The organism is Salinimicrobium sp. TH3, assembly GCF_026676115.1.
GTDB lineage: Bacteria > Bacteroidota > Bacteroidia > Flavobacteriales > Flavobacteriaceae > Salinimicrobium.
In genome coordinates this window covers 177,852-202,021 of record NZ_JAPONB010000005.1, presented here as the reverse complement: position 1 = coordinate 202,021, position 24,170 = coordinate 177,852, and the positions used below count along the sequence as shown (strand labels likewise).

The window sequence follows — 24,170 nt, the reverse complement described above, 5'->3', positions numbered from 1 at the left end:
GGTCGGGATTTTTTTGTACTTTTAATCCTATAAAAATTTAATAATGAGCGACGAAAACAACAATCCTAAAAAGTCCAAAAAAGGACAGATCAATATAGAACTTGATGAAAAAGTTGCCGAAGGCACCTATTCCAACCTGGCGATCATCAACCATTCCGTATCTGAATTTGTAGTGGATTTTGTAAGTATTATGCCGGGTACTCCAAAGAGCAAAGTAAAATCCCGTATAATTTTAACTCCGCAGCATGCGAAACGGCTGTTAAAAGCTTTGGGGGACAATGTGCAGCGTTTTGAGAAAGCTCATGGGGAGATCAAGGATTATGACCAGCCGCCAATTCCTTTAAACTTTGGGCCCACAGGACAGGCATAAATAAATAGAAATGATATTGAATGATATCTCTTATGTAGCTTTTTTGTGGCAGGCATTTATGTTTGGTTTTTTGGTTGCCTGGATGTATTTCCTATATGAGATTATTACTTCAGGTTTTAGAGGAAGAGAAGGAATGCTGTGGGGTCTCTTTGTGTTCTTTGTTCCGGTAATTGGACTGCTGGCTTATTTGGCCTATGGGAGAAGTACCAGAACAGTAAAGAATATATATCAAAAATGACTTTTTTTGAAGGATTTTAGTTTGCTGTTCTTTTTTGGCAAGTTTTCCTTCTGGAAGATTGCCGGTTTAGAATTGTTTAATCGGGATTCCGGGCAAGGAAAGAAATTAAGGATAAGGAATAAATGCTCCTCTAAAATAATGTTTTTAACGGAGTCAATATACCTGAAGTTCGCGCTTCAGGTTTTTATTTTTTAAGGTGTATGTAGTAATTCCAATATGACTTACATTTAAACGCATAATGTCATTAAAATAGAGCTTTGAAGAAACCTGCGTTTTATTTCTTGTTAATCATTTTCCTTTCAGGCTGTTCTACGACAGATACAGACAGGATAATAGTTTTAGAGGATCAATGGATGGAGGCTCTCGTAAAAAAGGATACTGTGGTCATTTCAGGAATTCTGGATCAAGCTTTTATTCTCAACGGCAGTAGCTCAATCAATGAAACCCGATCGCAGTATCTTGAGACCTCTGCTATGGCCGAAAGAAACCTGGAACCTCTGATTCTCAATAACCGGGAATATTCCGTTCACGGTAACACCGTTGTTTCCACCGGAAGCACTGAATTCACAGGTGCGTGGAAGGGAAATGAATTTTCTGTACCTGTTAGATACACCTTTGTGTGGATGAAGAAGAATGGAGAATGGAAAGCTATTTCGGCACATTTAAGTGAATTGGATTAATTATCTTCATTGCTGGCTATTTTTTCAGAAAGATAAAGTGTGATGAACAGAATAAGAACTGCAGCGGCTGAAATAAATAATTCAAAAAATATGGCAGTCAAACGAACAACTGCAACAGATGAGAATTTCATCTTGCTGGTAAATGATCTGGATAAAGAGCTGGCTGTAACCGATGGGGAAGACCATGCTTTTTACGATCAGTTTAATAAGCTGGATGCGATTAAACATGCCGTTGTTATTTTTGAAAATGATAGACCGGTTTCCTGTGGAGCCTTGAAGTACTACAGTAATGAAACTGCAGAGGTGAAAAGAATGTACACGTCACCCGATAATAGGGGAAAGGGTAACGCCGGCAAGGTTTTGGCAGAGTTGGAAGCCTGGGCAAAAGAACTCGGCTATAAACGCTGTGTTCTGGAGACCGGAATTAATCAGCCGGAAGCTATCCGGCTTTACTTCAAAAGCGGATATCAGAGAATTCCTAATTATGGACAGTACGCCGGAGTGGAAAAAAGCTATTGTTTTGGAAAATCTCTGGGAAACGTCGCGGATTCCAAGAAGAAAAACCATTGAGCATCAGAAAAATTTTAAAATTCTTCTATATTTATCCTACATAACATCATTCCATGGGAAACAGGATTACCTCCTATAAAGAATTTTACCATTTCTACCTTACAGAACATCAAAACAGAACCAGCCGGATTCTTCATTTTACAGGCACATTTCTCGTATTCGTGCTTTTGTTTCTCGCAATATTAGACGGCTGGGGCTGGGAATGGATCTTTTTGCCGCTGGTGGGATATGGCTTCGCCTGGGTAGGTCATGCCTTTTTTGAAAAGAACAAGCCTGCCACCTTCCAATATCCTTTTTGGAGCCTGATCTCCGACTTTAAATTATTTTTTGAAATTCTCTTCGGGAGCAAGAGCTTTGATTCCCGAAAGGATTAGTAAATGATCAAAAATTTTCTACTTCTTCTATTCGTTCTATTAAGTCTTTCTTCAGTGGGGCAGGAGAGATCTCTGTTACAGGGAAAGATATTAACGCCTGACGGTGAAATTTTCTCTATTAACATTGTCAACCTCACAAGTAAAACGGGAACAACTAACAATAGTAAAGGGGAATTTGAAATAGAAGTAGCAGTTAACGATACTCTTCTGTTTTCTTCGGTCCAGTATGAGCAACGGGAAATAGTAATAACCAAAGAGGTCCTAAAAAAGGCATTTTTGACGGTACTTCTTGTGGAGAAAATAGATGAGCTTAAGGAGGTAAGTATTAGCAATATTAGCCTTAGTGGAAATCTTGCTAAAGATATTGAAGATATTCCAACGCTTACCCAAGCAGATATCGGCTTTCCAATGTCCGATGTTCCCCCGCCAACTTCCATTGAGAGAAAGCTCACTACGGCGTCCTCCGGGATGGACTTACTTTTCAATACCCTAAAGGGGAAAATTAAAATGCTGAAAAAAGCTGCTGCCAATGAAGATCTTTCTCAGTTGGTTGATGCCGGGGAAGCTGCGCTACCGACTTCCTTTTTCGAGGAGCTTTTGATTCCGAAAGATAAAATAAGGGACTTTATATATTTCTGTGCAGAAGATCCCAATTTTCATACATATTTACCTGATGCCATGCGTCTTGAACTTGTAGCGTATTATCGGAAAAAGGCCCCGGAGTTCGTAAAGGAAAGAATATAATTTTTAATTAATCAATGAAGAGATCTCTAGCCCTTTTTCTATTTCTAATTTTTAATCTTTCCTCAATAGCGCAGGAAAAAACTTTGTTGCAGGGAAAGATTGTGGCGCCAGAGAAAGAAATTTCCGCTATTAATATCATCAATCTTACGAGCGAAAAGGGAACAACAAACAATAAGCGTGGGGAATTTGAATTAGAAGTGGCAGTTAACGATACAATTCTTTTTTCCTCGGTTCAATACGAGTCCCGGGAAATAGTGATAACAAGTGAGGTGCTAAAAAAGGCATTTTTACCTGTGCTTCTTGTAGAAAAAATCGATGAGTTACCGGAGGTAACTTTGAGCGACATTAACCTGAGCGGAAACCTGGCGAAAGATCTTGAAAACATTCCCACCTTAACCCAAGCTGATCTTGGTTTCCCAATGTCAGATAGGCCCAGGCCTACTTCTATTGAACGAAAGTTAAAAACGGCATCTAATGTGAGTACCTCTTCAAAATATAATCCTCCCGGGAATCTAAATGTAAGTCTCGACGGAATAATTAACAGCATCAACGGCAAAACAGCAATGCTTCAAAAAGCCGCTGCCAACGAAGATCTTTCGCAGATTGTAGATGCGGGAGTAGCGGCATTGCCACTTGCTTTTTTCACAGATTTGGATATTCCCGAAGATCGTATTAGGGACTTCGTTTATTTTTGTGCCGAAAATAGAAGATTCTCCACCCTTTTACCTGAAGCTAAGCGGTTTGAGCTTGTGGAGTTTTACCAGGCTAAAGCACTACAATTTGTAAAAGAGCGACTGTGAATCCACCTTTAGGGAAAAACATTAAGGTGCAAGAAGACTTTTCAAAAAATGTTATTTCTGAAAGGTTTTTCATCAAAACTTTAGAGTCTGGATATTAGGCCCCGGGCTTTTGGCTTTAAAGGTGAGATAATATAAAGTGAAAACTTTTTTACATCGATCCCGCCAGGTTCCTTCAGGAACATTTCTTCTGGGAAAACACGATTTGGTTCAGCTTGGAATTTCTTTTTCTCATCTTTTGTGTGGCGACATTTTACCAGATCCTTACCTCAAAGTTTAAAGTGGACAAGAAGCTGCTCCGGGCTTTGGTGGTGCTTTTCGCGCCGGATATTGGGATCATTCTATATTTCATCATTGGTAAGAGCGCCAAAGTGACAGAAGACGATTACCCTTCTAAAAAAGCATTTTTGAAGATGTTTTAAAACCCCGTAGCTTTTGCTTTCGTTTTTAGTTGTATGGCAAAGCCGGCATTTCGATTTATTTTGAAGTACATAATTTTATTTTAACTGCAATTACCGCCTCCACCTCAAATTTATCTACTTAAAACCTATTATTCTGTCACTTAAACGATTATATCAACAAAAAAGTAATAACTAATCATTTTTTCCTCTATATTGAAAGTATAATTCATTAAATCTTTCAATAATTGAAAATCTCTTATCTATTACTATTTATTGCAATTGGTTTATTCACTCTACCCGTTTTTGGGCAGTTTAGAGTAAAGCCTGTAGAGAAAAAACAACTTGACCCCAATGAATTAAGTGAAGAAGCCATTGACAGATTGAAGAATTCCCAAACGGTGTTCTTTTATCGTGCTGATGATGATCTAATAGAGCTGCGGAAGGCTCTTGAAGATGTCTGGACCATCTCCGACCTAATTCTTATACCTTTTTCTGAAGCCGGCAGTATAGATCTTACAGGGAAATCCTTTTTTGTTATTGAGGGATTAAGAAAAGTTGTCAAGCAATATGCTACGGTTGACAATTCCTATTTGTTTTTGCACTTGTACATGTCGCTTCCAGATAAAAACGGAAAAGAATTTGTTCAAAGTTTCGCGCGACTTGATCTTTTTCCTTCTGAAGAAGCTATGAGGGCGATGGCAACAATGAGCGAAAGTGAAATATTTGTTTATCTCTATGGTGACGCCGAAATAAATAACTGGACTCCCGGTTTCCTACGTAACTATTTCAGGAATATTAATGACCTTCTGGAAAAAGGAGAGGGGAAAGGGCTTTACAAGGGGATAGATGATGTTCCAGCCATTGCCCGTATGGCTAATAAAACCCTTTATATACCTGAATATGCCCTGGAGAAAAGGAGCAAAATGTTTGGGTTAGTAGCGGGTTCAGAGGATCCTGAAAAGCTTATGAAGAATTATCCCTATCCTCATGAATTTAAGACTGCCTGCCAAATAAGTGATGCGATAATTGCAGGGGAAGATTTTTATTACCTCGTGTACACGAGAAGTTCGTCAGAAAAATTTTTTACCGTTTTCCATAGTACAAGCGGGGAGATCGTTTTCAACGCTTACAAGCCAATGTCTTATAACCTAAAGAGTAAAGATCTAAAGGATGTGGCAAAGGCTGTAAAGAAGATGAAGAAAAAGGAAGGCTAGTAAATATTACAAAAAGTGCCTTCTAAAAAGCGATTTTTCATGGTCGATTTAAACCGAAGCTTTGGCTTCAGGCTTTTCGGTGAATAATAAAAATACGCGATTTTGAATTTTGATCCGCCTCTTTAGGAGTGTTAATATTATGAATATTAAATAATTATATTTTTATGTGCTTTTGTTAGATTATGTTGCTGAAAAATGGTTAATGATTGATGTTTTTCTGTTTAATTTAATTTTTAATACAAAAAACGCTTTGAATGGAATCATTCAAGATAAATAGTTTTTGGACTTAACTTAATCATATAGTAAAATGGAAAAACTCAAATGTCTTTGGCTCTTATTTCTTTTAGTATTCCTAGGTTGTACTGGTGAAAGTTCTGACGATGTTGATGAAAACCTCCCTGTAATTGCAACTGTAGAGGTTACTTTGATAACTGATCATTCTGCCCAAACCGGTGGTGAAATTATCTCTGAAGGAACAAGTCCTGTTACGGGCAAGGGAGTTTGTTGGAGCACGAACCAAAACCCTACAATAGATGACCAGTATGTTGTTGCTGACGGAGATGACACCCGCTTCACAATCGAACTTGTCAATTTGGAGCCGGAGACCAAATATTTTGTCAGGAGTTATGCCACAAATTCTACAGGTATTTCCTACGGTGATGCAGTCGAATTTGTGACCGGAGAACTTCAAATTAATGCTCCCTGTTCACCTGAAGCTAATACAATGGACCATCAGGGAATGTTGATGACTTTTAGAAAACCTTTAGCCGGTGAACAACATGGACATTTTGGTGATTACGGTGTCATTGCCAACGGGTCACGGGGAGATTTACGTGTGGATTTTAGCCATGTTCCAATGTCTGGGATTTATACAATAGTATCAGATTTTTCCCTGAATAAGACACTTAACGAATGTATGATTTCAGCTGTTGTAGATATGGGGACTCTTAATTCCTGGTGTACTTCGGGTCCCAGCGCCGGCGATTCAGTTTATGTAGTGAGGTTGGGAGAAGGTAGCTATTCCATTACTTTTTGTGATGTGGAATTTTCTTGTCTTGTTGGATATACAGATTATCACTTTACAACTGATGCTCAAATAACCAATTAAATTATATACTGTTCTCTACACAACTTTCCCCAGATCAAGAAGAGAAGATTTACCCTTTTCTAAAAAGCCATTTTTGAAGATCTTTTGAACCCGAAGTTCATGCTTCGGGTTTTTTATTGATTTATATATGATATCCTTACGGTCTTATTAGCTGTTTTTTGTTCTACGGGTACCTGAAAAGACCCTGGAAAAAAATGCCTCATTGATCCTTGAGGAGAAAGATATATTAGATAAAAATCTGAACCTTTAGAACCGGCATAATAAATTGAGGCAACCGGAGCAAAAGCTTTAGTTTTTCTTTTAAATTAAACTGTATATTTATTTGATCCAAGGAATTCTAAAACAGATGGGAATCATAAAATCCTTTTTCAGGCTTACCCGCATCTTCTGGATCATTTCAAGGCTGGTGCTTGGAGTTATATTCAGCTATTGCGTTATCTTTTTACTTGAAGGCGCAGATACCGCCGACTATATCTGGGCAGGTTTCTTTGCCCTTATTGGTTTATTACTTTTGTGGAACTTTGTAGCAGGATTATTTCTGGGTGGTGCTACCAAATGGCTTCGCATCATTAGTGGGATTGTTTTGGTTATACTCGCTTTAGCACTCCTTTATTCTACTGTAGATGTTTTTGGAATTGCCGAAGCCGCTGTTATTATGGTTTTACCCATTTGGTTATTTCTCGCGGGAGTTTTCGAAGTTATCAGCAGAGGCAGGAAGGATCTTAGCTCTCAAAAGTTTGATTTACCTGCTAATCTCTTATAACCGTTTTCCACAATAATAAAGAGTACCTACTTATACTCTTTAAAGATGAACATACTTATGGCAGAAAGAATTACTAACTACCGGGAGTTTTACAGGTTTTATCTCACCGAGCACCAAAACAGGACGAGCAGGATTCTGCATTTTAAAGGCACTTTTCTGGTGTTTGTATTGCTCTTTCTGGCCATTTTCAACGGCTGGGGCTGGGAATGGATTTTTTTGCCGTTAGTGGGCTACGGCTTCGACTGGTTGGGTCATGCTTTTTTTGAGAGGAACAAACTAGCCACATTTAAATACCCTTTTTGGAGTCTGATTTCAGATTTTAAATTGTTTTTTGAAACCTTTTTTGGTAAAAGAAGTTTTGATTCTAAAGATGATTAAAATTAAGGTACAGACATTTTAGAAATCGGTGAACTCCAATCCGCTCGTATTTCCAGCTTTTTTTATACCGAATTTAGCAAGACGCGAGGACAAGGTAGAAGGAGGAATCTGGAGTAGCTTAGCTGCACCTTTCTTACCCGATATTCTCCACCCGGTAAGATGAAGGGCCAGAAGAAGGTTCCTTTTTTCAAGTGCTGCCATTTCCTTATCGGTAAGAACACGATTATGTTCCCTCTTAAATACTGTTTTCTTCTCGATTTCATTACCAGAAAGGATCTGGGAAAAGTCAAGCCTTCCATCTTCAGAAATTATTACAGCTCTTTCTATTATATTTTGGAGTTCTCTAACATTGCCCGGCCAATGATGGGAAAGTAATTGCTGTTTTGAGGTTTCGCTCAAGGGTTCCAGGTTTGTAGCAGATTGTTTAGCCAGTCTTTCAATAAAGGCATTTGCCAATAAAATGATATCCTCACCCCGGTCCCTTAGAGGTGCTACCGGGATGGGAAATACATTGAGCCGGTAATAAAGATCTTCGCGAAAATTTCCTTTGGTCATTTCCTCAAAAAGATCACGATGGGTTGCGGCAATTATTCTTACATCCACTTTCTTTGTTCTGGAACTTCCGACCGGTTCAAATTCTCCTTCCTGTAGGACCCTTAGTAATTTTGACTGTAATTGTAAGGGTAATTCCCCAATTTCATCCAGAAAAATGGTGCCTTTATCGGCCAGGGAAAAGCGGCCTTCTCTCGAACTGTTTGCGCCAGTGAAGGCTCCCTTCACATGGCCGAAGAGTTCACTTTCAATAATTTCTGCAGGTAGTGCAGCGCAATTCAAGCTTACAAAAGAGTTATGATTTCTTTTGCTGTTCTTGAAAATAGCTTCAGCAACCAATTCCTTTCCGGTGCCTGTTTCTCCGGTGATTAGAACAGTGGAATCTGTTTTCGCCACTTTGGAAATAAGATCGAGAACCGATAATATCTGCGGACTTTTTCCAATAATATTACTATTAAAGTTTTCTTTCAATTTGTTCCGGAGAAGGTGGGTTTCAATATGGAGCTCTCTTATTTTTTCTTCTGCCTTCTCCTTTTCTTCAACATTTCTTATGAACAGAGAATAAAAGTGTTTTTGCTGAAATCTGTAACAGGACATGGAAACCTTTGAAGAAAATGTCTTTTTTGAGGCAGAAATACATCTTATCTTTCCTTGAATACGGGTGGTGCAAAAGGCTTTCTCCTCTAATTTCAACTTGGAAATTGCACTGAGGATCTTCTTGAAAGCCTCCGAATCCACAATTTTCTGAACCGAAAGATTATAGAAATTAACTCTAGAATAACCAAATTCTTTTTCTGCAGCGGTATTCGCTTGCGTGATGTTCAAATCACTATCCAGTTCCAGAATAGCTTCAGAAGTACCGTTCAGAATGCGGTCGAGTTTATGATTGCTTTCTTTTAGCTCCTGTTCTTTTTTGATCCTTCTCAACTCTGCTGCAGCGCGACCAGCAAAAATTTTAAATACGGCAAAGAATTCCGGTACCTCCTTCATGGGTTTGGAGTCCAGTGCTGCAAGATGACCTAATACCTGGCCGTCCATATCCCTAAGGGCAATCCCCAGATAGCTTACCGCATTTAGCTCCGCCAGGTCGGGATCCCTGGGAAATAAATTTATGAGGTTATTTGAGAAGTGGCAAATATCATTAGTTTCCAGGACCGGCTCACAGGGGGTATTTTCAACAGGGTAACAGTATTCCTTTACAAATTTACCATCAAGATAAAATGCCAGGGAGTCCAGCATATTTTTCTCTTTAAGAAATTGGGTAATCCAGACTCCCTTTACATGGAGGACTTCTGAAAGAATTTTTACCAGATACATAAAGAATTCCTCCCCGGTATACTCGGCTGTTCCTTCCAGGATTTGCTTGAGGGCAAACAGCTTTGAAGATTGAGCTTCCCTTTCTTTCATCGCTATGAATTTTACGGAAATTCGCTAACGAACTTTCACAAATTTACGAAGATTCGGGTGATGTAAGGATGTTAAAAATATTGTAAACACCTGTAAAATAAACATTTGGGTTGTTTGGTACAGGTTGTGACTTATGGTAGGTACATTAACTAAAACAAAAGTAAAATGGAAACAATGAAAAAACAGGTAAATGGATTCAAATCTGAAGACATTACAGCAACCGTGAATTTATTAAAGGAACAACCCGAATTAGCTAAATTTCAATTTAGGGCAGACAATAAATGGGTGACCGGCGGACACAACCGGAGTAGGATCCAATCATTCTATGGAGCCGGGCAGGAAGATAATTCAAGACAGGAAGCATTCGTTTTTGATAACGGTGAACCACCTATTCTTTTAGGAAGCAACGAAGGAGCAAATCCTGTGGAATTCATCCTACATGCTTTGGCTGGTTGTATGACCACAACAATGGTTTTACACGCCGCTGCCAGGGGTATGGAAGTAGAAAGCGTTGAATCTCATCTTGAAGGTGATCTGGATGTGCAGGGATTTTTAGGTCTAAATGATAAAGTTAGAAATGGATATCAAGATATAAGGGTAAAATTTGATATTAAAGGAAATCTTACCGAGGAACAAAGAATGGAGCTAATATCATACGCAAAGAATTCGCCCGTTTTCGATGTAGTTTCACATGGCGTACCTGTGGATGTTGGATTGGCTTAAGAATCTTTACCGGCAGGATACTACAGAGGCCAAGGGGATTCCTTTCAGGGCGGGGTGAATTTCTTAGGAGATTCTAAACTTAGAAAAGCCTTCCAAAAATGACTTTTTTGGAAGGCTTTTAATTGAATAGGTTTTCTTAAAATTCCGAAGTGAAGTGGAACTTCACGTTGGGATATTTTTGCTGTGCCATTTGTAGTGAAAAAGCAGAATCGGCAAGAAATACCAGTTGGCCCCGTTTATCAATGGCGAGAAACTTGGACTTTACTCTTTTAAAATCTTTGAATTCCTCGCTTTTTGGATCCTTGGGTTCCACCCAACATGCCTTGTGGACGTTCAGGTTTTCATAGGTGCATTTGGCGCCGTATTCGTGTTCCAGTCGGTATTGTATTACTTCAAACTGTAGTGCCCCAACCGTTCCAATCACTTTTCGGCCGTTCAATTCCAAGGTAAATAACTGGGCCACCCCTTCATCCATAAGCTGGTCGATCCCTTTTTCCAGCTGTTTGGACTTCATTGGATCGGCATTATTGATATAACGGAAATGTTCAGGAGAGAAGCTCGGGATACCTTTGTATCGCAATTCTTCTCCTTCAGTAAGCGTATCTCCAATTTTAAAATTCCCGGTATCGTGAAGCCCCACAATATCTCCGGGATAGGAAACGTCCACGATCTCCTTTCTTTCAGCAAAAAAGGCATTAGGACTGGAGAATTTCAGCTTTTTATTGTGCCTTACGTGCAGGTAAGGTTTGTTCCTTTCAAATTTTCCCGAAACAATCTTGATAAAGGCAAGTCGGTCCCTGTGCTTGGGATCCATGTTGGCATGAATCTTAAAAACAAAGCCGGTGAAATTATCTTCGGAAGGATTAACTTTTCGAATGTCACTGTCTTTTGGACGGGGAGGAGGTGCGATAGTAATAAAACAATCCAGCAATTCCCTTACTCCAAAATTGTTTAGGGCAGAACCAAAAAATACCGGTTGCAGGTTTCCTGCCAAATAAGCCTCCTTGTCAAAATCGGGATATACCCCGTGTACCAGTTCGAGCTCCTCTCTTAAAGTATCGGCAGCCTTTTTCCCTATAAGATCGTCCAGCTCCTTGGATTCGAGATTAGAGATCTCTACAGTCTCCTCGATATCTTTTCTTGGGTCTCCTGTAAAAAGATTTACGTTTTGTTCCCAAATATTGTAGATCCCTTTGAAATCGTAACCCATCCCGATAGGGAAGCTTAACGGAGTAACGGTAAGGTTAAGTTTTTGTTCGATCTCATCAAGGAGTTCAAAAGCATCTTTTCCTTCCCGGTCAAGTTTGTTTATAAAAACGATCATTGGAATATTGCGCATGCGACAAACCTCTACAAGTTTTTCGGTTTGTTCCTCAACCCCTTTTGCAACATCAATTACTACGATCACACTGTCAACAGCAGTAAGGGTTCGAAAAGTATCTTCGGCGAAATCCTTGTGTCCCGGGGTATCCAGAATATTGATCTTATTCTTTTTGTATTCAAAAGCAAGTACAGAAGTAGCAACCGAAATTCCCCGTTGGCGCTCTATCTCCATAAAGTCACTGGTCGCGCCTTTTTTGATCTTGTTGGATTTTACAGCCCCGGCTTCCTGGATTGCGCCTCCAAAAAGCAGCAGTTTTTCGGTTAGGGTAGTTTTCCCGGCATCGGGGTGGGAAATGATCCCAAAAGTCCTTCTTCTCTTGATCTCTTCTGAAAACTTCATACTTGTATTTAAGGCTGCAAAGATAATTATTTGATCGTGAATTTCGTACTAAGAAGAGACTCTCCTTTTCCGGCTTTTCTGGAGCCTTAAAAAGAGGTTTTCCCGATCGATTTTGTACATTTGAAGCTCAATTTTTACAATGAAAGAAGAACAAGTCATCCTGGTTAATGAAAATGATGAGCAAATTGGCCTTATGGCAAAAATGGAAGCTCATGAAAAAGCATTGCTGCATAGGGCCTTTTCAGTCTTTGTATTTAATGATAAGAACGAGCTCATGATCCAGCAGCGCGCACTGGGCAAGTATCATTCCCCCGGGCTGTGGACCAACACCTGTTGCAGTCACCAGCGGGAAGGAGAAACCAATATTGAGGCAGGTAAGCGTCGCCTGCAGGAAGAAATGGGATTCTCTACTGAATTAAAGGACACTATTTCTTTCATTTATAAAGCCCCCTTTGACAATGGTCTTACCGAACATGAATTCGACCATATTCTTGTAGGGTATTACAATGGTGAACCCAATCTTAACCCAGATGAGGCAAATGATTATAAATGGGTAAGTCTTGATGAGCTTAAAAAGGATATGAAAGAAAATCCAGAGATCTATACTGCCTGGTTCAAGATCATTTTTGATAAATATTACAAGCACATCCAGTAATGAAAGTAACGGTAAACCGACGGGCACATTTCAATGCAGCACATAGATTGCATAGAAAAGACTGGGATGAGGAGAAAAACCGCCAGGTTTTTGGAAAATGCAGTAATCCTCATTATCACGGCCACAACTATGAATTAATTGTTGCAGTCACAGGAGAAATTGATGAGCAAACAGGATTTGTGATGGATCTTAAGGATCTTAAGGAGTTAATCTATAATAAAATAGAAGTTCCTTTTGATCATAAAAACCTCAATGTAGAAGTGCCTGAATTTAAAGATCTAAACCCTACTGCCGAGAATATTTCTGTAGTGATATGGCGTAAATTAAGAGCAGAACTTGAGCCGCATCTTGATTTGGAAGTAACCTTGTATGAAACCCCACGAAACTTTGTTACCTACAAAGGAGAATAATTTTTTTCACAAAACTGTTTTTTGAATTGAGAAATAGTGTAAATTCGCACCTGAAAAATTACGCGAAAGATGGCCAATAGAAGAACATTAAAAAGGGATATGAATTATGTCTTTGGAGACATCATAGAGGCTGCTTACCTGCATCAGATAACCCATCCCGATGAAGATCCTGCCAAATCTGAAAAAGTTGTTGATGAGGCGATTTCATATTTTGACGAGTTGATTGGAAAGATGAACCAGAAAAATGTTGAGAACAAAAAGCAACATTTTAAAGGAATAGAAAAAGAGTTTGAGGCAAAAGCCAAAAACCTTGTAGAAAAAATAAACGCTTTATAATAATAAAGCAATTGCCGATGTAGCTCAGCTGGCTAGAGCAGCTGATTTGTAATCAGCAGGTCGTGGGTTCGAGTCCCTCCATCGGCTCTTAATTTAAAACCTCTCATTTTGAGAGGTTTTTTTATGCCTCATTCTGAGGGACGAGGAGCCTGTGCCGGGCACGCCTCTTATAGCGCTTGTCGAACGGGGTCCCTCGATTGGCTCTAAATAAAAAAGCTTCCTTTGTGGAAGCTTTTTTATTTATTTAAGTGCGGTACGGGAGACCTGATCTAATAGGAGGTAGTCTTTTCTTCTAGTCCAAAGAAGTCCCTCAATCGACCAAAAATGTTTTGTAAAAGGAAATCTTTTTAAAATTCAAATTTTCACACTTAAGAGTCAAGACATTTAAGTCTCAAGTCTCAAATCTCCTATCTAATGAAGCACATCCAGTTTTAGGGATTTAGAAGCTTCAGCCTGTACTTTCTGAAATTCCTCTTTATGATCCTTTATATCCCGATTCCAAAATGGTATCATTTCAGTTAACTTTTTTTGCCATTTTTCGGTCTCCATCTTTTCAGGAAAGACCAGGCCCAGCACTTCCAGCATAATTTTAACTGAGACCGATGCTCCGGGGGATGCTCCAAGTAATGCGGTAATGGCACCGTCTTTACTGTGCAGAACATCTGTTCCGAATTCTAAAGTTCCACCTTCCTCTTCATCTCTTTTAATTATCTGCACCCGCTGTCCTGCTACCTGCAGTTCCCAGTCTTCGGGTTTGGCATCCTTTAAAAAGACGCGCAGTTCCTCGATCCTGTCTTCATGCCCCATGCTTACCTGCTCAATAAGGTATTTTGTGAGGTCCAAATTGTGCCAGAAAACTCCCCACATCGATGGAAGGTTACTCAGGTTTAGAGATTTGACTAGATCTGTTTTTGATCCCTGTTTAAGAAATTTGGTGCTGAAACCTGCGAAAGGCCCAAACATCAACTCTTTTTTTCCATTGATGTACCGGGTGTCCAGGTGGGGAACAGACATTGGGGGCGAACCTACTTCTGCTTTGCTGTAGACTTTTCCGGTGTGTTGTTTTATTAAATCTTCGTTTTTACAAAATAGCCATTGCCCGCTGATAGGAAAACCACCATAGCCATCCTTCGCATCAATTTCTACTTTTTGAAGGAGAGGAAGTGCGCCTCCACCGGCACCTATAAAGACGTTTTGTGCATCAAAATAGGTTCGGTCCCCGGTTTTAAGATTCTTAACCTCTGCCAGCCATTGATCTTTTCTTCCGGGATCTATATCCAGTACTTGATGTTCTGTGAGGACAGGAACATTAAATTTTTCTTTAAGTACGCCAAAAAGTTTACGGGTAAGGGCTCCAAAATTAACACCGGTTCCCAGCTCCATTCTTGTTGCTGCCAGTTTCTCATCCTTTGACCTTTCCTTCATGATAAGAGGAAACCAGGATCTCATGGTCTCATGATCTTCAGTGTATTCCATGGTCTCAAACATGAAATGCGACTGCATGGCTTTAAACCTGTCTCTTAAAAATTCCACATTTTTTTCTCCGGGAACCCAGGCGTGGTGTGGAATGCTATTAATAAAGGCTTCAGGTTCATCAAGTATTCCCGCCTGTACAAGGAAAGACCAGAATTGTTTAGAGGTTTCGAACTCTTCAAAAATTCTAATGGCTTTACTAATATCTATACTTCCGTCCCCGGTGCGCGGGGTGTAATTCAATTCACAAAAAGCCGAATGACCAGTACCTGCATTGTTTTTGGCAGCCGAGCTTTCCAGTGCAACCTCATCCAGTTTTTCAAAAATTATAACGTTGAGATCGGGATCAAGGATCTTTAGCATTATAGCTAAAGTTGCACTCATTACACCTCCACCTACACATATGAAATCATATTCTCGATTAATCTCTCCAGGTTTGTTCATTTTTATTGCTTTTTCTCAAAATAAAGATTTCAGGAAATAAGCTTTACTAAGGAAGTATTAAACCTTTCCAAAAACAGAGACAAAAAAAATCCCGCCGGTTGGCGGGATGGGTAATTACAAGTTTTTGACAGGCTGGTTATTGGGAATTAGCTTCTTCCTGCACTTTTTCATTTTCCCGGCGTTCCTTCAGGAATTCTTTAAGATTCTTTCCATACCGGGACTCCTTTACTTTGGGACTAAGGGAAGAGTATATGGTGTCAAGATATTTAATATTAGCGTCAAACACTTCAGACATGGCCAGATAAGGGGCTATTTCAAGATCCTTATTATTGATAGCGAAATTCACGGTAAAAAGATACCTTCTTCTCAAGAGCCTGTCATATTCCACATTTGCTGAATCTAAAGAAGCCAGGTTATCCTCCTGCCGTGCCTTTACACTCTGTTGGATGAGTTCAAGATTTCGGGTATTAAAACGGTTTACCATTTTTTGGTACTCCAATAGCTTTTTTTGATTTTCGGAACCCTCCACGACCACATCATCTTCAAATTTCTTGAGAGTAGTGTTGATGGTCATTTCACCGGGCTCGGCAAAAAACAGGATGCGGTCGTCGTAAATATTATTGTCTTTCTTGTTTAGATAAAGATATAATACCTGCGGACTTTCTATGAAGGTTTCAAAAGCAAAGGTCTCGTTTCCCTTCATTACTACAGAATCAATAGTAACCAGGCTGGTGTCCTCCACCTTTTGAAGGTAAAGGGTTCCTTTTTTTAATCCCTGAACTTTCCCCTGGATCTTGAGATTTTTTTCTTCAGACGAGCAGGCCGCCAACATAGCAAGGGCGAGTAATAATAATCCTATTTTTTTCATTTTTTTCTTTTGGTAAAATGCGCGCAAATATGCTAAAAATTTCCTTTTTAACCTTGGCCCCCGGCAGCCAGTTGCATTAAAATTGTACTCAGGATAGCGCCGTATGTTCCTACTACATATCCAAAAACTGCTAAAAGCACACCCACAGTAGCAAGAGAAGGGTGAAAGGCAGCTGCAACTACAGGAGCAGAGGCTGCACCTCCAACGTTTGCCTGGCTTCCAACTGCGAGAAAAAAGTAAGGCGCTTTAATTAGTTTTGCAACAAGGATCAATAAGCCGGCGTGAATACTCATCCAAACCAGGCCTATTCCAATAAGCCCCGGATTGTCAAAGACCATCGTAAGATCCATTTTCATACCTATTGTGGCTACAAGAAAATAAATAAATACGCTCCCCAGTTTACTCGCTCCTGCGCCTTCATATTCCTTGGCCCGGGTGAATGACAGGATTATACCCACCGCAGTGGCGATAGATATCATCCAGAAAAAGGAAGAGGCAAAGGATGATAATGCCGATTTATTATCCCGAAAAGCTGCAAAATTAGAAGATAGATATTCAGAAATTCCATCGGCACTCCAGTGGGCAAAACCAACTGCTCCAAAGGCGAGGGCCAGCATGATCATAAGATCAGGAAGAGAGGGATTGCGGGTCACACTGTCGGCATAGGCGGTTACTTTTTTTCTTAGACTAACAATAGCCGAATTGTCGGCACGAAGCCATTCGTCAATTCGGTCGCTTTTACCAATTCCCATGAGCAGGATTGCCATCCATAGATTGGCTACCACAATGTCTACGAGAACCATTCCGCCGTAAAGATCGGGGTTGTATTCAAAGATCTCCAGCATGGCGGCCTGGTTTGCTCCGCCACCAATCCAGCTTCCTGCGAGGGTCGATAGTCCCCGCCATACAGCATCTGGGCCTACACCTCCAACAGTCTCGGGCGAGAAAGCAGAAATAATAAGAATAGCAATCGGGCCGCCAATAATAATACCTATAGTTCCTGTAAAGAACATGATAAGAGCTTTTGGTCCCAGGTTAAATATTGCCTTGAGATCAATACTTAGTGTCATCAACACCAGGGAAGCCGGGAGCAGATAACGACTTGCAACAAAGTACAAATTGGAAGTCTCGTCAGATATTATGTTGAGGGAGTTAAGAATCGCCGGGATGAGATAACACATCAACAGCGCCGGTACTACTTTATAAAATTTATACCAAAAACCTTCTTCTTTAGAAGAGGTGAAGAATACGAATCCTAACGCCAGCATTAATAGTCCAAGGACTATGGCGTCATTAGTAAAAATAGGGGGATTGTCCATAATTTTTCTTTAAAGGCCGGCAAAATACGACTTTTAGAAGTGTCTTAAAAATTTATTAAAACTGAGAGAGGTTAAATAATTGTTGTAAGCTTTTTGCCACTCCGTCTTCGGTATTGTGATGGGTTACCTGTTTGGCAATTGCAAGAATTTCCGGGCGCGCATTCCCAACCGCAATTCCCATTCCTGCTGCTTTTAGCATTTCAAAATCGTTGTAATTGTCGCCAAAAGCAATAGTTTCTTTTAGAGAGAAATTAAAATGTTTATCCAGTAAAAATTTTACAGCCGTAAGCTTTGATACATCTTTATTGGTGATTTCCAGGTAAGTGTCCTTGGACCGATACAAATGTAGTTGATCCTTAAACCTTTTAAAAAGGTGATTTTCAATAGCATTTATTTTATCTGTTTCCCCCATGCACATGATCTTATGAGCTCCTTTTTCTGAATTCTTCCAGTCCTCTAAAACAGCATTAGTCGATTTGATCTGGGGAGTAACTTTAGTATTGTTTTCCTCCCTTTTCGCCCATTGATCCATTTTGGGAACATACCAGTCGGTGTTATTATAAAGGCTGATATGACAATCCAGTTCAAGATTAAAATCGTGCAGATCTTTAATTATTGTCCACGGAATTTCCTTTGATCCCTCTGTTTTCCCATCAATATTTATTAAAGCTCCATTGTAGCAGATAAGTGGGTGATGAGTAATATCCAATTCTTCCTGAAGGTGCTTCATAGCCTGTGGCATTCGGGAAGAAATAAGGACTACCGGAATTCTTTCCCTGAGTTGCTCAAAAACCTTCAGCGTAAGCGGCGAGAGTTGTCGGTCCTTGTTGAGCAGGGTGCCGTCAATATCGGTAAAGATAATCTTATAGGTCATTTTAAGTTTTTTATAAATCCAGATATCCCTGGATCAATTGAAGGTGTAGAGACCGGTGGATTTAATTATAGGATTTTAAATTTTCAAGGTTTTTACCTTCAATTTTGTGAAGGATTTGGATCATGTTTTCGAGGATGACCCCGCATAATCCGGAACTTTCGGCTTTTAACACTTCATTCTAGGAAATTTTCACCGGCTCAAATTCGTCTTTTTAAAAATAATATTTCCTGTTAGTCTTTACAACCTTTCAAAAAAGGGAAAATTAGGCAGGATTTTTGAAATTCACTTAAAAATGTCCACCTTTTTCTATCTTTACGGACCAAAAAATAATAACACATGAAAATTTATTTACTTGCTGCGGCTTTGTTTATTTCTACCTTCACATTTGCTTCTGAAAATGACTGGGGCAGGACGGGCCACAGAGCTACAGGAGAAGTGGCAGAACAGCATTTATCCAAAAAAGCAAAAGCAAAGGTTAGAGAACTTCTTGACGGGATGAATTTGGCTTTTGTATCTACTTTTGGTGATGATATTAAAAGTGATCCAGCCTATAGAAAATACAACTCCTGGCATTATGTGAATCTTGAACCGGGAGAGACTGAATACTCTAAGGAAAAAGCCAATCCCGGTGGGGACCTGATCCATGCTATTAATTCTTCTATTAAGGTATTAAAAGATAAAAATGCCTCTAAAGAAGATAAAGAATTTGCCTTGAAAATGCTCGTGCATTTTGTGGGAGACCTACACCAGCCATTACACGCCGGGAGAGGAGAAGACAAAGGGGGTAATGATATACAGGTTAGATGGTTTGGAGATGGCTCAAACCTTCACAGAGTATGGGACAGTGAAATGATCAATGATTTTGACATGAGCTACACAGAACTTGCTTACAATACCGATGAGCTCTCTAAAGAACAAATACGTAATATTCAGAAGGGATCGATCCTGGACTGGATGTACGAGTCTAAAAAACTTGCCAACAAAGTTTATAATTCGGCTGAAACAGGCGAAAAATTAGGTTATAAATATATGTATGAATGGTTTCCTGTGGTTCATGACCAAATCCAGAAGGGAGGTCTAAGGTTAGCCAGTATTCTTAATGAAATTTATAAGTAAGATCTTTCTATAATATAAAAGAACCCGAATTTAAGAAATTCGGGTTCTTTTTTTTGTAAGATGTTGTTGGGGTGAATACTTTAACAAAAGATTAAGGATTTTAATATAATTTTAAAATTTTGTTGGATAAGATGCTAAAAATAAATAATTTGCATTGCCCTATTATCGAACTTAACATGTTGCAGAATTGAATGCAAATTACGCTTCTCTTTTTCTTGCTTTACTGATTTCAGGCTTTTCTTTTTCCCAATCTGAAGAAGATAATGCTTGTGATAGTATTCGTGATCTTCTGGATTTGTCTACTGAGGCTATGAATGATTATGAGTACAGCAAAGCCATTGACTACTCCCTGCGTTTAATAGAGCTGGCAGAAAAGGAAAAAGATTATTACAATCTTTACCACGGTCACAATAACCTGGGTATAACTTATGATGAGTTGTACGATACGATAAGAGCTAAAAATAATTACGAAAAAGCTTTAAAGTATGCCAAAATCGTAAAAAACGATACACTTCTCTGGTGGGCATATAATAACCTTGGGAATATGTATACTTCCAACAAGGCAACCGTAGAGGAGGGTTTTAGGTATTATGACAAAGCCATAAAAGCTGCATCCCACCTGGATGATCCCGATAGCAGGGCAACACCTCTCATGAACAAAGGATGGACCCATCTTTACATGAAAGAATATGATAAAGCCTATCCATACCTGGTGGAAGTTGAAAGACTTATTGGGAATGTAAAGGATCCTTACATCCAAAGTCAAATCGCTTCCCTCTTTGGGGACTATTATTCCGGGAAAGACAATTTTGAAAGATCTAAGGACTATTATGAAGAGTCCATAGCAATTGCCGAAAAAGATTCTCTTTACTACGAAGCTGTGACTGCCTACGATGGTTATGCCAAAGTTTTGTTCAAAAACAAGGAATTCGAAGAAGCTTACAAGGCTCTTGAAAAGTATATTGAATACGACGCCGAATTATACGAAAAGGAAAAACTGGAGCAAATGGAAGTTGCCCAGGCTCGTTTCGAAACCAATCAATACAGGGAGAACCTGGAAAGAGCAAGAAGAGAGCAGCAGTATAAAGATGAGGCGATAGAAAAATCTGAGCAGATTTTTTATATCATGCTCATTTCCTCGATTGTAATGCTCCTGTTTATTTTACTTCTTGTGAGAAATAATCGTGCAAGAAGACAACTAATTCTCGAGTTAAAGGGTAAGAATAGTGAATTACTGGCCGCAAAAGAGGAGGCTGAGCGATTATCAAGTTTAAAAAGCCGCTTTTTTTCTACGGTAAGCCACGAATTAAGAACTCCGCTCTACGGGGTGGTGGGTTTAACATCTTTGTTACTGGAAGATAATCAAAACAAAAAAATGGAAGAGGACCTTAAATCCTTGAAGTTTTCTGCCGATTACCTGCTCGCTTTAATTAACGATGTTCTTCAAATGAACAAAATGGAATCCAGGTTAGTTTCACTGGAGAATACTCCTTTCAACCTTAAGGGTCTTATGAAAGGTATCGTAAAATCCTTTGAATTTACAAGGCATCAAAATAATAACACGGTTGAATTAAACATTGATGACAATATCCCACGAATCCTTATTGGAGACTCCGTACGTCTTTCTCAAATCATCATGAACCTTGTCGGGAATGCAGTGAAATTCACCGAACGTGGTAAGGTTTGGATCAACGCCAGATTTATTCATTGTGAGAACGGGAAATGTCTTATTTATTTTGAAGTGGGGGATACCGGAACGGGAATCCCTGAAAATAAACAACAGGAGATATTTGAAGAGTTTTCCCAGTTAAAGGCAAACAATTATAATTATCAGGGTACAGGTTTAGGTCTACCTATTGTAAGGAACCTGCTTAAGTTGTTTGGGTCAGAAATTCACCTGGAAAGTAAGGAAGGCGAAGGATCAATATTTAGTTTTGAAATTTTGTTTGAAAAAGGAGAAACTGAAGAAACTGTTGCTCGATCTGGGGATGAGGATGTTTCCGAAGAGAGTGTGTTGAAAAAAGCCCTAATCGTAGATGATAACAGGATCAACCAGGTAGTAACCAGAAGAGTTCTTGAAAAACGTCATTTTAAATGTAAGGTAGCCGGGGACGGTTATGAGGCGATTGAAATGCTTAAAAAGGAAGATTTTGGGGTGGTATTGATGGACGTCAACATGCCAGGTCTAAGCGGAATGGAAACCACCCAAAAGATTCGGGAATTTAATCCCGATGTTCCTGTGATCGCCTTGACAGCAGTAGAGGTACAGGAAATGCGGGATGAGATCCTTGATTCCGGGATGAATGACATCATAATAAAACCATATGATATCCCCACTTTTTTTAATACGATCTTTAGGAATCTAAATACGCCGGTTGTTCCTGAGGCGGAATAGAGGGCAGGGAAACGATCCAAAAAACCTTCATTAAATTATATCTGGAAATCTTTGGTAGTTCAAAAGAACAAAACCTCTTAATGTTAAATAAAAAAACCGCCTCCCATATAAGCAGAGAGGCGGTTTTTCTTTTATAAATTACAAGACCTTATTTAATCATCTCAAAGCTTCGCTTAATAAATGATGTCAATTCTTCCCCTTTTAGAAGGTTCTGTGACAGTCTCGCCAGGTCAAGGGATTGTTTAATTAATCGTTCCTGTTTCTTTTCTGTTTTTGTATTAAGGATTTCAGTAACCAATGGATGGTTGGTATTCACCACCAAATTATACATCTCGGGCATTTTACCCATTCCAAACATTCCGCCGCCACCGGTTTGCTGCATTTCCTTCATGCGGCGCATGAATTCCGGCTGAGTGATAATAAGAGGAGCCGCATTGCTATCCATAGCCTCAAGTTGTACAGTATACTTCTCTTTTGGTACTACTTTCTCAAAATCTGCTTTGAGCTTTTCTTTTTCCTCTTCACTTAATTTGGAGATCTTCTCTTCGTCCTTCTTAATTAGGTTGTCAACATGATCTGCATCTACACGGGCAAAAGAAACTTTTTCCTCTCCCGATTCCAGTTTTTGAAGCAGGTGAGATACAATTGGAGAATCCAATAGTAAAACTTCATAACCTTTTTCTTTGGCTGCTTCTATGTAACTGTGCTGCTCATCCTGGTTGGAAGCGTAAAGAATTACCCTGTTGCCATCCTTGTCGGTCTGGTTGTCCTTGATCTTTTCAATAAACTCTTCAAAAGTGAAATATTTGTCGTCTACTGTTGGGTAAAGAGCAAAGTCTTTTGCTTTTTCAAAGAATTTATCTTCAGAAAGCATTCCGTATTCGATAACGATCTTGATGTCATTCCACTTTTTCTCAAAATCTTCACGGTTATTATTGAAAAGAGATTTCAGTTTATCTGCTACCTTACGGGTGATATAGCTGGAAATCTTTTTCACAGCTCCATCGGCCTGCAGGTAGGAACGGGACACGTTCAGCGGGATATCGGGTGAGTCTATTACTCCACGTAGCATGGTAAGGAATTCAGGAACTATACCTTCCACGTTGTCGGTCACAAAAACCTGGTTTTGGTACAGCTGAATCTTATCTTTCTGGATGTTCATATCCTGAGACATCTTTGGGAAATAGAGAATTCCTGTAAGATTAAAAGGATAATCCACGTTTAGGTGAATATGAAACAAAGGTTCTTCGAACTGCATAGGGTAAAGTTCCCTGTAGAAATCCTTATAATCCTTGTCTTCAAGATCTGTAGGTTGCTTGGTCCAGGCCGGGTTGGTATTATTGACAATATTATCTACCGTTTTAGTCTCTGGCTTGGCATCTTCGGGAGCATCTTCAGGAAGCTCCAAAGTTTCTTCACGAGTTCCAAATTTAATTGGGATAGGCATAAACTTGTTGTATTTCACAAGTAGCTCTTCAATCCTGTTCTCTTCAAGGAACTCTTTGTCATCTTCATTGATATGAAGAATAATGTCTGTACCGTGACTTTTTTTATCGGCTTCTTCAAGTGTGAATTCTGTAGTACCTTCACAGATCCAGTGAGCTGCAGGCTCATCTTTGATGGATTTGGTGAGGATCTCTACCTTGTTAGCCACCATAAAAGCTGAATAGAATCCAAGCCCGAAGTGACCTATGATTCCGCTGTCTTTGGCTGAATCTTTATACTTTTCAAGAAATTCTTCAGCACCCGAAAATGCTACCTGGTTGATGTATTTTTCAACCTCTTCCTTCGTCATTCCAATTCCCTGGTCGCTTATAATAAGCTGTTTCTTTTCCTTGTCGATCTTCACTTCGATGACAGGATTGCCATATTCTACCGTAGTCTCTCCAATGGTAGCGAGGTGCTTCAGCTTTAATGTAGCATCTGTGGCGTTAGAGATCAATTCTCGTAAAAAGATCTCGTGATCACTGTATAAAAACTTTTTAATTAAGGGAAAAATGTTTTCAACAGATACATTAATGTTTCCGGTTGCCATATATTTTAGTTTATTAAATTTTACGTTCCCACAGAGAAGTCAAAAAAAGTACCAACTAAACATCGCTGACAAACTGACAGCGAAAGTAATTTTGCAGCTTCTTTTACGACTACGCTAAAAGTCTTACCCTGAAAGCGAATTTAATTAACACGATATTGTTTAAATTTTAACCTATAAATTTAAACATAAGTTGTAAATTTGAC

25 protein-coding genes and 1 tRNA gene are annotated in these 24,170 nt (G+C 39.4%); 19 read left to right on the top strand and 7 right to left on the bottom strand.

Annotation, left to right across the window (positions count from 1 at the left end; translation table 11 throughout):
* Window positions 1-43 precede the first annotated feature (43 nt).
* From OU683_RS09955 to OU683_RS09900, 12 genes are all read left to right on the top strand, one after another.
* Window positions 44-370 carry a DUF3467 domain-containing protein gene (locus OU683_RS09955; RefSeq protein ID WP_228915117.1) on the top strand — a complete coding sequence of 109 codons (327 nt, stop codon included), beginning with the start codon at window positions 44-46 and terminating at the stop codon, window positions 368-370.
* Window positions 371-380: 10 nt separating this feature from the next.
* The gene (locus OU683_RS09950; protein ID WP_268137774.1) at window positions 381-608 is read left to right on the top strand and encodes a PLDc N-terminal domain-containing protein; all 228 of its coding nucleotides are present in this window, start codon (window positions 381-383) and stop codon (window positions 606-608) included.
* Window positions 609-865: 257 nt separating this feature from the next.
* The gene (locus tag OU683_RS09945) at window positions 866-1,288 is read left to right on the top strand and encodes a nuclear transport factor 2 family protein (protein ID WP_268137754.1); all 423 of its coding nucleotides are present in this window, start codon (window positions 866-868) and stop codon (window positions 1,286-1,288) included.
* Window positions 1,289-1,378: 90 nt separating this feature from the next.
* Window positions 1,379-1,858 carry a GNAT family N-acetyltransferase gene (locus OU683_RS09940; protein ID WP_268137752.1) on the top strand — a complete coding sequence of 160 codons (480 nt, stop codon included), beginning with the start codon at window positions 1,379-1,381 and terminating at the stop codon, window positions 1,856-1,858.
* A 53-nt stretch (window positions 1,859-1,911) separates the two neighbouring features.
* On the top strand, window positions 1,912-2,232 hold the full coding sequence (locus tag OU683_RS09935) for an Mpo1-like protein (protein WP_268137750.1): 321 nt from the start codon (window positions 1,912-1,914) through the stop codon (window positions 2,230-2,232).
* A gap of 3 nt (window positions 2,233-2,235) precedes the next feature.
* Window positions 2,236-2,976 carry a BamP family beta-assembly machinery protein gene (locus tag OU683_RS09930; protein WP_268137748.1) on the top strand — a complete coding sequence of 247 codons (741 nt, stop codon included), beginning with the start codon at window positions 2,236-2,238 and terminating at the stop codon, window positions 2,974-2,976.
* Between the two features lie 14 nt (window positions 2,977-2,990).
* Window positions 2,991-3,776 (top strand): carboxypeptidase-like regulatory domain-containing protein, encoded by a 786-nt coding sequence (locus OU683_RS09925; protein WP_268137745.1) that lies wholly within the window; start codon window positions 2,991-2,993, stop codon window positions 3,774-3,776.
* 212 nt (window positions 3,777-3,988) lie between these two features.
* Window positions 3,989-4,195 (top strand): hypothetical protein, encoded by a 207-nt coding sequence (locus OU683_RS09920; protein WP_268137743.1) that lies wholly within the window; start codon window positions 3,989-3,991, stop codon window positions 4,193-4,195.
* Window positions 4,196-4,419: 224 nt separating this feature from the next.
* Entirely contained in the window at window positions 4,420-5,388 is a 969-nt protein-coding gene (locus OU683_RS09915) for a hypothetical protein (protein ID WP_268137741.1), read from the top strand.
* 307 nt (window positions 5,389-5,695) lie between these two features.
* Window positions 5,696-6,496 carry a hypothetical protein gene (locus OU683_RS09910; RefSeq protein WP_268137739.1) on the top strand — a complete coding sequence of 267 codons (801 nt, stop codon included), beginning with the start codon at window positions 5,696-5,698 and terminating at the stop codon, window positions 6,494-6,496.
* Between the two features lie 346 nt (window positions 6,497-6,842).
* Complete coding sequence (locus OU683_RS09905; protein ID WP_268137737.1) at window positions 6,843-7,259, top strand: hypothetical protein; 417 nt, start codon at window positions 6,843-6,845, stop codon at window positions 7,257-7,259.
* Window positions 7,260-7,316: 57 nt separating this feature from the next.
* Window positions 7,317-7,637, top strand: coding sequence for an Mpo1-like protein (locus tag OU683_RS09900; protein ID WP_268137736.1), 321 nt, complete (start codon window positions 7,317-7,319; stop codon window positions 7,635-7,637).
* Between the two features lie 18 nt (window positions 7,638-7,655).
* On the opposite strand, the gene OU683_RS09895 is transcribed toward OU683_RS09900, so the two are convergent.
* Entirely contained in the window at window positions 7,656-9,596 is a 1,941-nt protein-coding gene (locus OU683_RS09895) for a sigma 54-interacting transcriptional regulator (RefSeq protein WP_268137734.1), read from the bottom strand.
* 174 nt (window positions 9,597-9,770) lie between these two features.
* Between OU683_RS09895 and OU683_RS09890 the strand changes: the two genes are divergently transcribed.
* The gene (locus OU683_RS09890) at window positions 9,771-10,319 is read left to right on the top strand and encodes an OsmC family protein (protein ID WP_268137732.1); all 549 of its coding nucleotides are present in this window, start codon (window positions 9,771-9,773) and stop codon (window positions 10,317-10,319) included.
* 136 nt (window positions 10,320-10,455) lie between these two features.
* Here the strand turns inward: OU683_RS09890 and OU683_RS09885 are convergent, their stop codons facing one another.
* Window positions 10,456-12,042: a peptide chain release factor 3 gene (locus tag OU683_RS09885; protein ID WP_268137730.1), complete on the bottom strand. Its 1,587-nt coding sequence runs from the start codon at window positions 12,040-12,042 to the stop codon at window positions 10,456-10,458.
* A gap of 139 nt (window positions 12,043-12,181) precedes the next feature.
* Here OU683_RS09885 and idi point away from each other — a divergent pair, with 139 nt between their 5' ends.
* From idi to OU683_RS09865, 4 genes are all read left to right on the top strand, one after another.
* Complete coding sequence (gene idi, locus OU683_RS09880) at window positions 12,182-12,697, top strand: isopentenyl-diphosphate Delta-isomerase (protein ID WP_268137728.1); 516 nt, start codon at window positions 12,182-12,184, stop codon at window positions 12,695-12,697.
* Window positions 12,697-13,107, top strand: coding sequence for a 6-pyruvoyl trahydropterin synthase family protein (locus OU683_RS09875; RefSeq protein WP_268137726.1), 411 nt, complete (start codon window positions 12,697-12,699; stop codon window positions 13,105-13,107). Before idi ends, OU683_RS09875 begins: the two co-directional genes overlap by 1 nt.
* A gap of 69 nt (window positions 13,108-13,176) precedes the next feature.
* Window positions 13,177-13,443 (top strand): hypothetical protein, encoded by a 267-nt coding sequence (locus OU683_RS09870; RefSeq protein WP_268137724.1) that lies wholly within the window; start codon window positions 13,177-13,179, stop codon window positions 13,441-13,443.
* A gap of 13 nt (window positions 13,444-13,456) precedes the next feature.
* Window positions 13,457-13,530 (top strand) — tRNA-Thr (locus tag OU683_RS09865).
* 324 nt (window positions 13,531-13,854) lie between these two features.
* Here OU683_RS09865 and mqo read toward each other — a convergent pair.
* From mqo to OU683_RS09845, 4 genes are all read right to left on the bottom strand, one after another.
* A complete protein-coding gene (gene mqo, locus OU683_RS09860) occupies window positions 13,855-15,360 on the bottom strand; it encodes a malate dehydrogenase (quinone) (protein ID WP_268137722.1) in 1,506 nt (501 codons plus the stop codon).
* A 136-nt stretch (window positions 15,361-15,496) separates the two neighbouring features.
* The gene (locus OU683_RS09855; RefSeq protein WP_268137720.1) at window positions 15,497-16,228 is read right to left on the bottom strand and encodes a DUF4369 domain-containing protein; all 732 of its coding nucleotides are present in this window, start codon (window positions 16,226-16,228) and stop codon (window positions 15,497-15,499) included.
* 47 nt (window positions 16,229-16,275) lie between these two features.
* A complete protein-coding gene (locus OU683_RS09850; RefSeq protein WP_268137718.1) occupies window positions 16,276-17,547 on the bottom strand; it encodes a DUF819 family protein in 1,272 nt (423 codons plus the stop codon).
* Window positions 17,548-17,602: 55 nt separating this feature from the next.
* Entirely contained in the window at window positions 17,603-18,421 is an 819-nt protein-coding gene (locus OU683_RS09845) for a Cof-type HAD-IIB family hydrolase (RefSeq protein ID WP_268137716.1), read from the bottom strand.
* 336 nt (window positions 18,422-18,757) lie between these two features.
* Here OU683_RS09845 and OU683_RS09840 point away from each other — a divergent pair, with 336 nt between their 5' ends.
* On the top strand, window positions 18,758-19,537 hold the full coding sequence (locus tag OU683_RS09840) for a S1/P1 nuclease (protein ID WP_268137714.1): 780 nt from the start codon (window positions 18,758-18,760) through the stop codon (window positions 19,535-19,537).
* A 187-nt stretch (window positions 19,538-19,724) separates the two neighbouring features.
* A complete protein-coding gene (locus OU683_RS09835; RefSeq protein WP_268137712.1) occupies window positions 19,725-21,932 on the top strand; it encodes a tetratricopeptide repeat-containing hybrid sensor histidine kinase/response regulator in 2,208 nt (735 codons plus the stop codon).
* Window positions 21,933-22,080: 148 nt separating this feature from the next.
* Here OU683_RS09835 and htpG read toward each other — a convergent pair whose 3' ends face one another.
* Window positions 22,081-23,967 carry a molecular chaperone HtpG gene (gene htpG / locus OU683_RS09830; protein WP_268137710.1) on the bottom strand — a complete coding sequence of 629 codons (1,887 nt, stop codon included), beginning with the start codon at window positions 23,965-23,967 and terminating at the stop codon, window positions 22,081-22,083.
* Window positions 23,968-24,170 lie beyond the last annotated feature (203 nt).

Excerpts from the sequence above, each read along its gene's own strand:
- OU683_RS09955 (WP_228915117.1), top strand. The coding sequence starts at position 44 with ATGAGCGACGAAAACAACAATCCTAAAAAGTCCAAAAAAGGACAGATC.
- OU683_RS09950 (WP_268137774.1), top strand. The coding sequence starts at position 381 with ATGATATTGAATGATATCTCTTATGTAGCTTTTTTGTGGCAGGCATTT.
- OU683_RS09940 (WP_268137752.1), top strand. The coding sequence starts at position 1,379 with ATGGCAGTCAAACGAACAACTGCAACAGATGAGAATTTCATCTTGCTG.
- OU683_RS09935 (WP_268137750.1), top strand. The coding sequence starts at position 1,912 with ATGGGAAACAGGATTACCTCCTATAAAGAATTTTACCATTTCTACCTT.
- OU683_RS09930 (WP_268137748.1), top strand. The coding sequence starts at position 2,236 with ATGATCAAAAATTTTCTACTTCTTCTATTCGTTCTATTAAGTCTTTCT.
- OU683_RS09925 (WP_268137745.1), top strand. The coding sequence starts at position 2,991 with ATGAAGAGATCTCTAGCCCTTTTTCTATTTCTAATTTTTAATCTTTCC.
- OU683_RS09910 (WP_268137739.1), top strand. The coding sequence starts at position 5,696 with ATGGAAAAACTCAAATGTCTTTGGCTCTTATTTCTTTTAGTATTCCTA.
- OU683_RS09905 (WP_268137737.1), top strand. The coding sequence starts at position 6,843 with ATGGGAATCATAAAATCCTTTTTCAGGCTTACCCGCATCTTCTGGATC.
- OU683_RS09900 (WP_268137736.1), top strand. The coding sequence starts at position 7,317 with ATGGCAGAAAGAATTACTAACTACCGGGAGTTTTACAGGTTTTATCTC.
- OU683_RS09895 (WP_268137734.1), bottom strand. The coding sequence starts at position 9,596 with ATGAAAGAAAGGGAAGCTCAATCTTCAAAGCTGTTTGCCCTCAAGCAA.
- OU683_RS09890 (WP_268137732.1), top strand. The coding sequence starts at position 9,771 with ATGAAAAAACAGGTAAATGGATTCAAATCTGAAGACATTACAGCAACC.
- OU683_RS09885 (WP_268137730.1), bottom strand. The coding sequence starts at position 12,042 with ATGAAGTTTTCAGAAGAGATCAAGAGAAGAAGGACTTTTGGGATCATT.
- idi (WP_268137728.1), top strand. The coding sequence starts at position 12,182 with ATGAAAGAAGAACAAGTCATCCTGGTTAATGAAAATGATGAGCAAATT.
- OU683_RS09875 (WP_268137726.1), top strand. The coding sequence starts at position 12,697 with ATGAAAGTAACGGTAAACCGACGGGCACATTTCAATGCAGCACATAGA.
- OU683_RS09870 (WP_268137724.1), top strand. The coding sequence starts at position 13,177 with ATGGCCAATAGAAGAACATTAAAAAGGGATATGAATTATGTCTTTGGA.
- mqo (WP_268137722.1), bottom strand. The coding sequence starts at position 15,360 with ATGAACAAACCTGGAGAGATTAATCGAGAATATGATTTCATATGTGTA.
- OU683_RS09855 (WP_268137720.1), bottom strand. The coding sequence starts at position 16,228 with ATGAAAAAAATAGGATTATTATTACTCGCCCTTGCTATGTTGGCGGCC.
- OU683_RS09850 (WP_268137718.1), bottom strand. The coding sequence starts at position 17,547 with ATGGACAATCCCCCTATTTTTACTAATGACGCCATAGTCCTTGGACTA.
- OU683_RS09845 (WP_268137716.1), bottom strand. The coding sequence starts at position 18,421 with ATGACCTATAAGATTATCTTTACCGATATTGACGGCACCCTGCTCAAC.
- OU683_RS09840 (WP_268137714.1), top strand. The coding sequence starts at position 18,758 with ATGAAAATTTATTTACTTGCTGCGGCTTTGTTTATTTCTACCTTCACA.
- htpG (WP_268137710.1), bottom strand. The coding sequence starts at position 23,967 with ATGGCAACCGGAAACATTAATGTATCTGTTGAAAACATTTTTCCCTTA.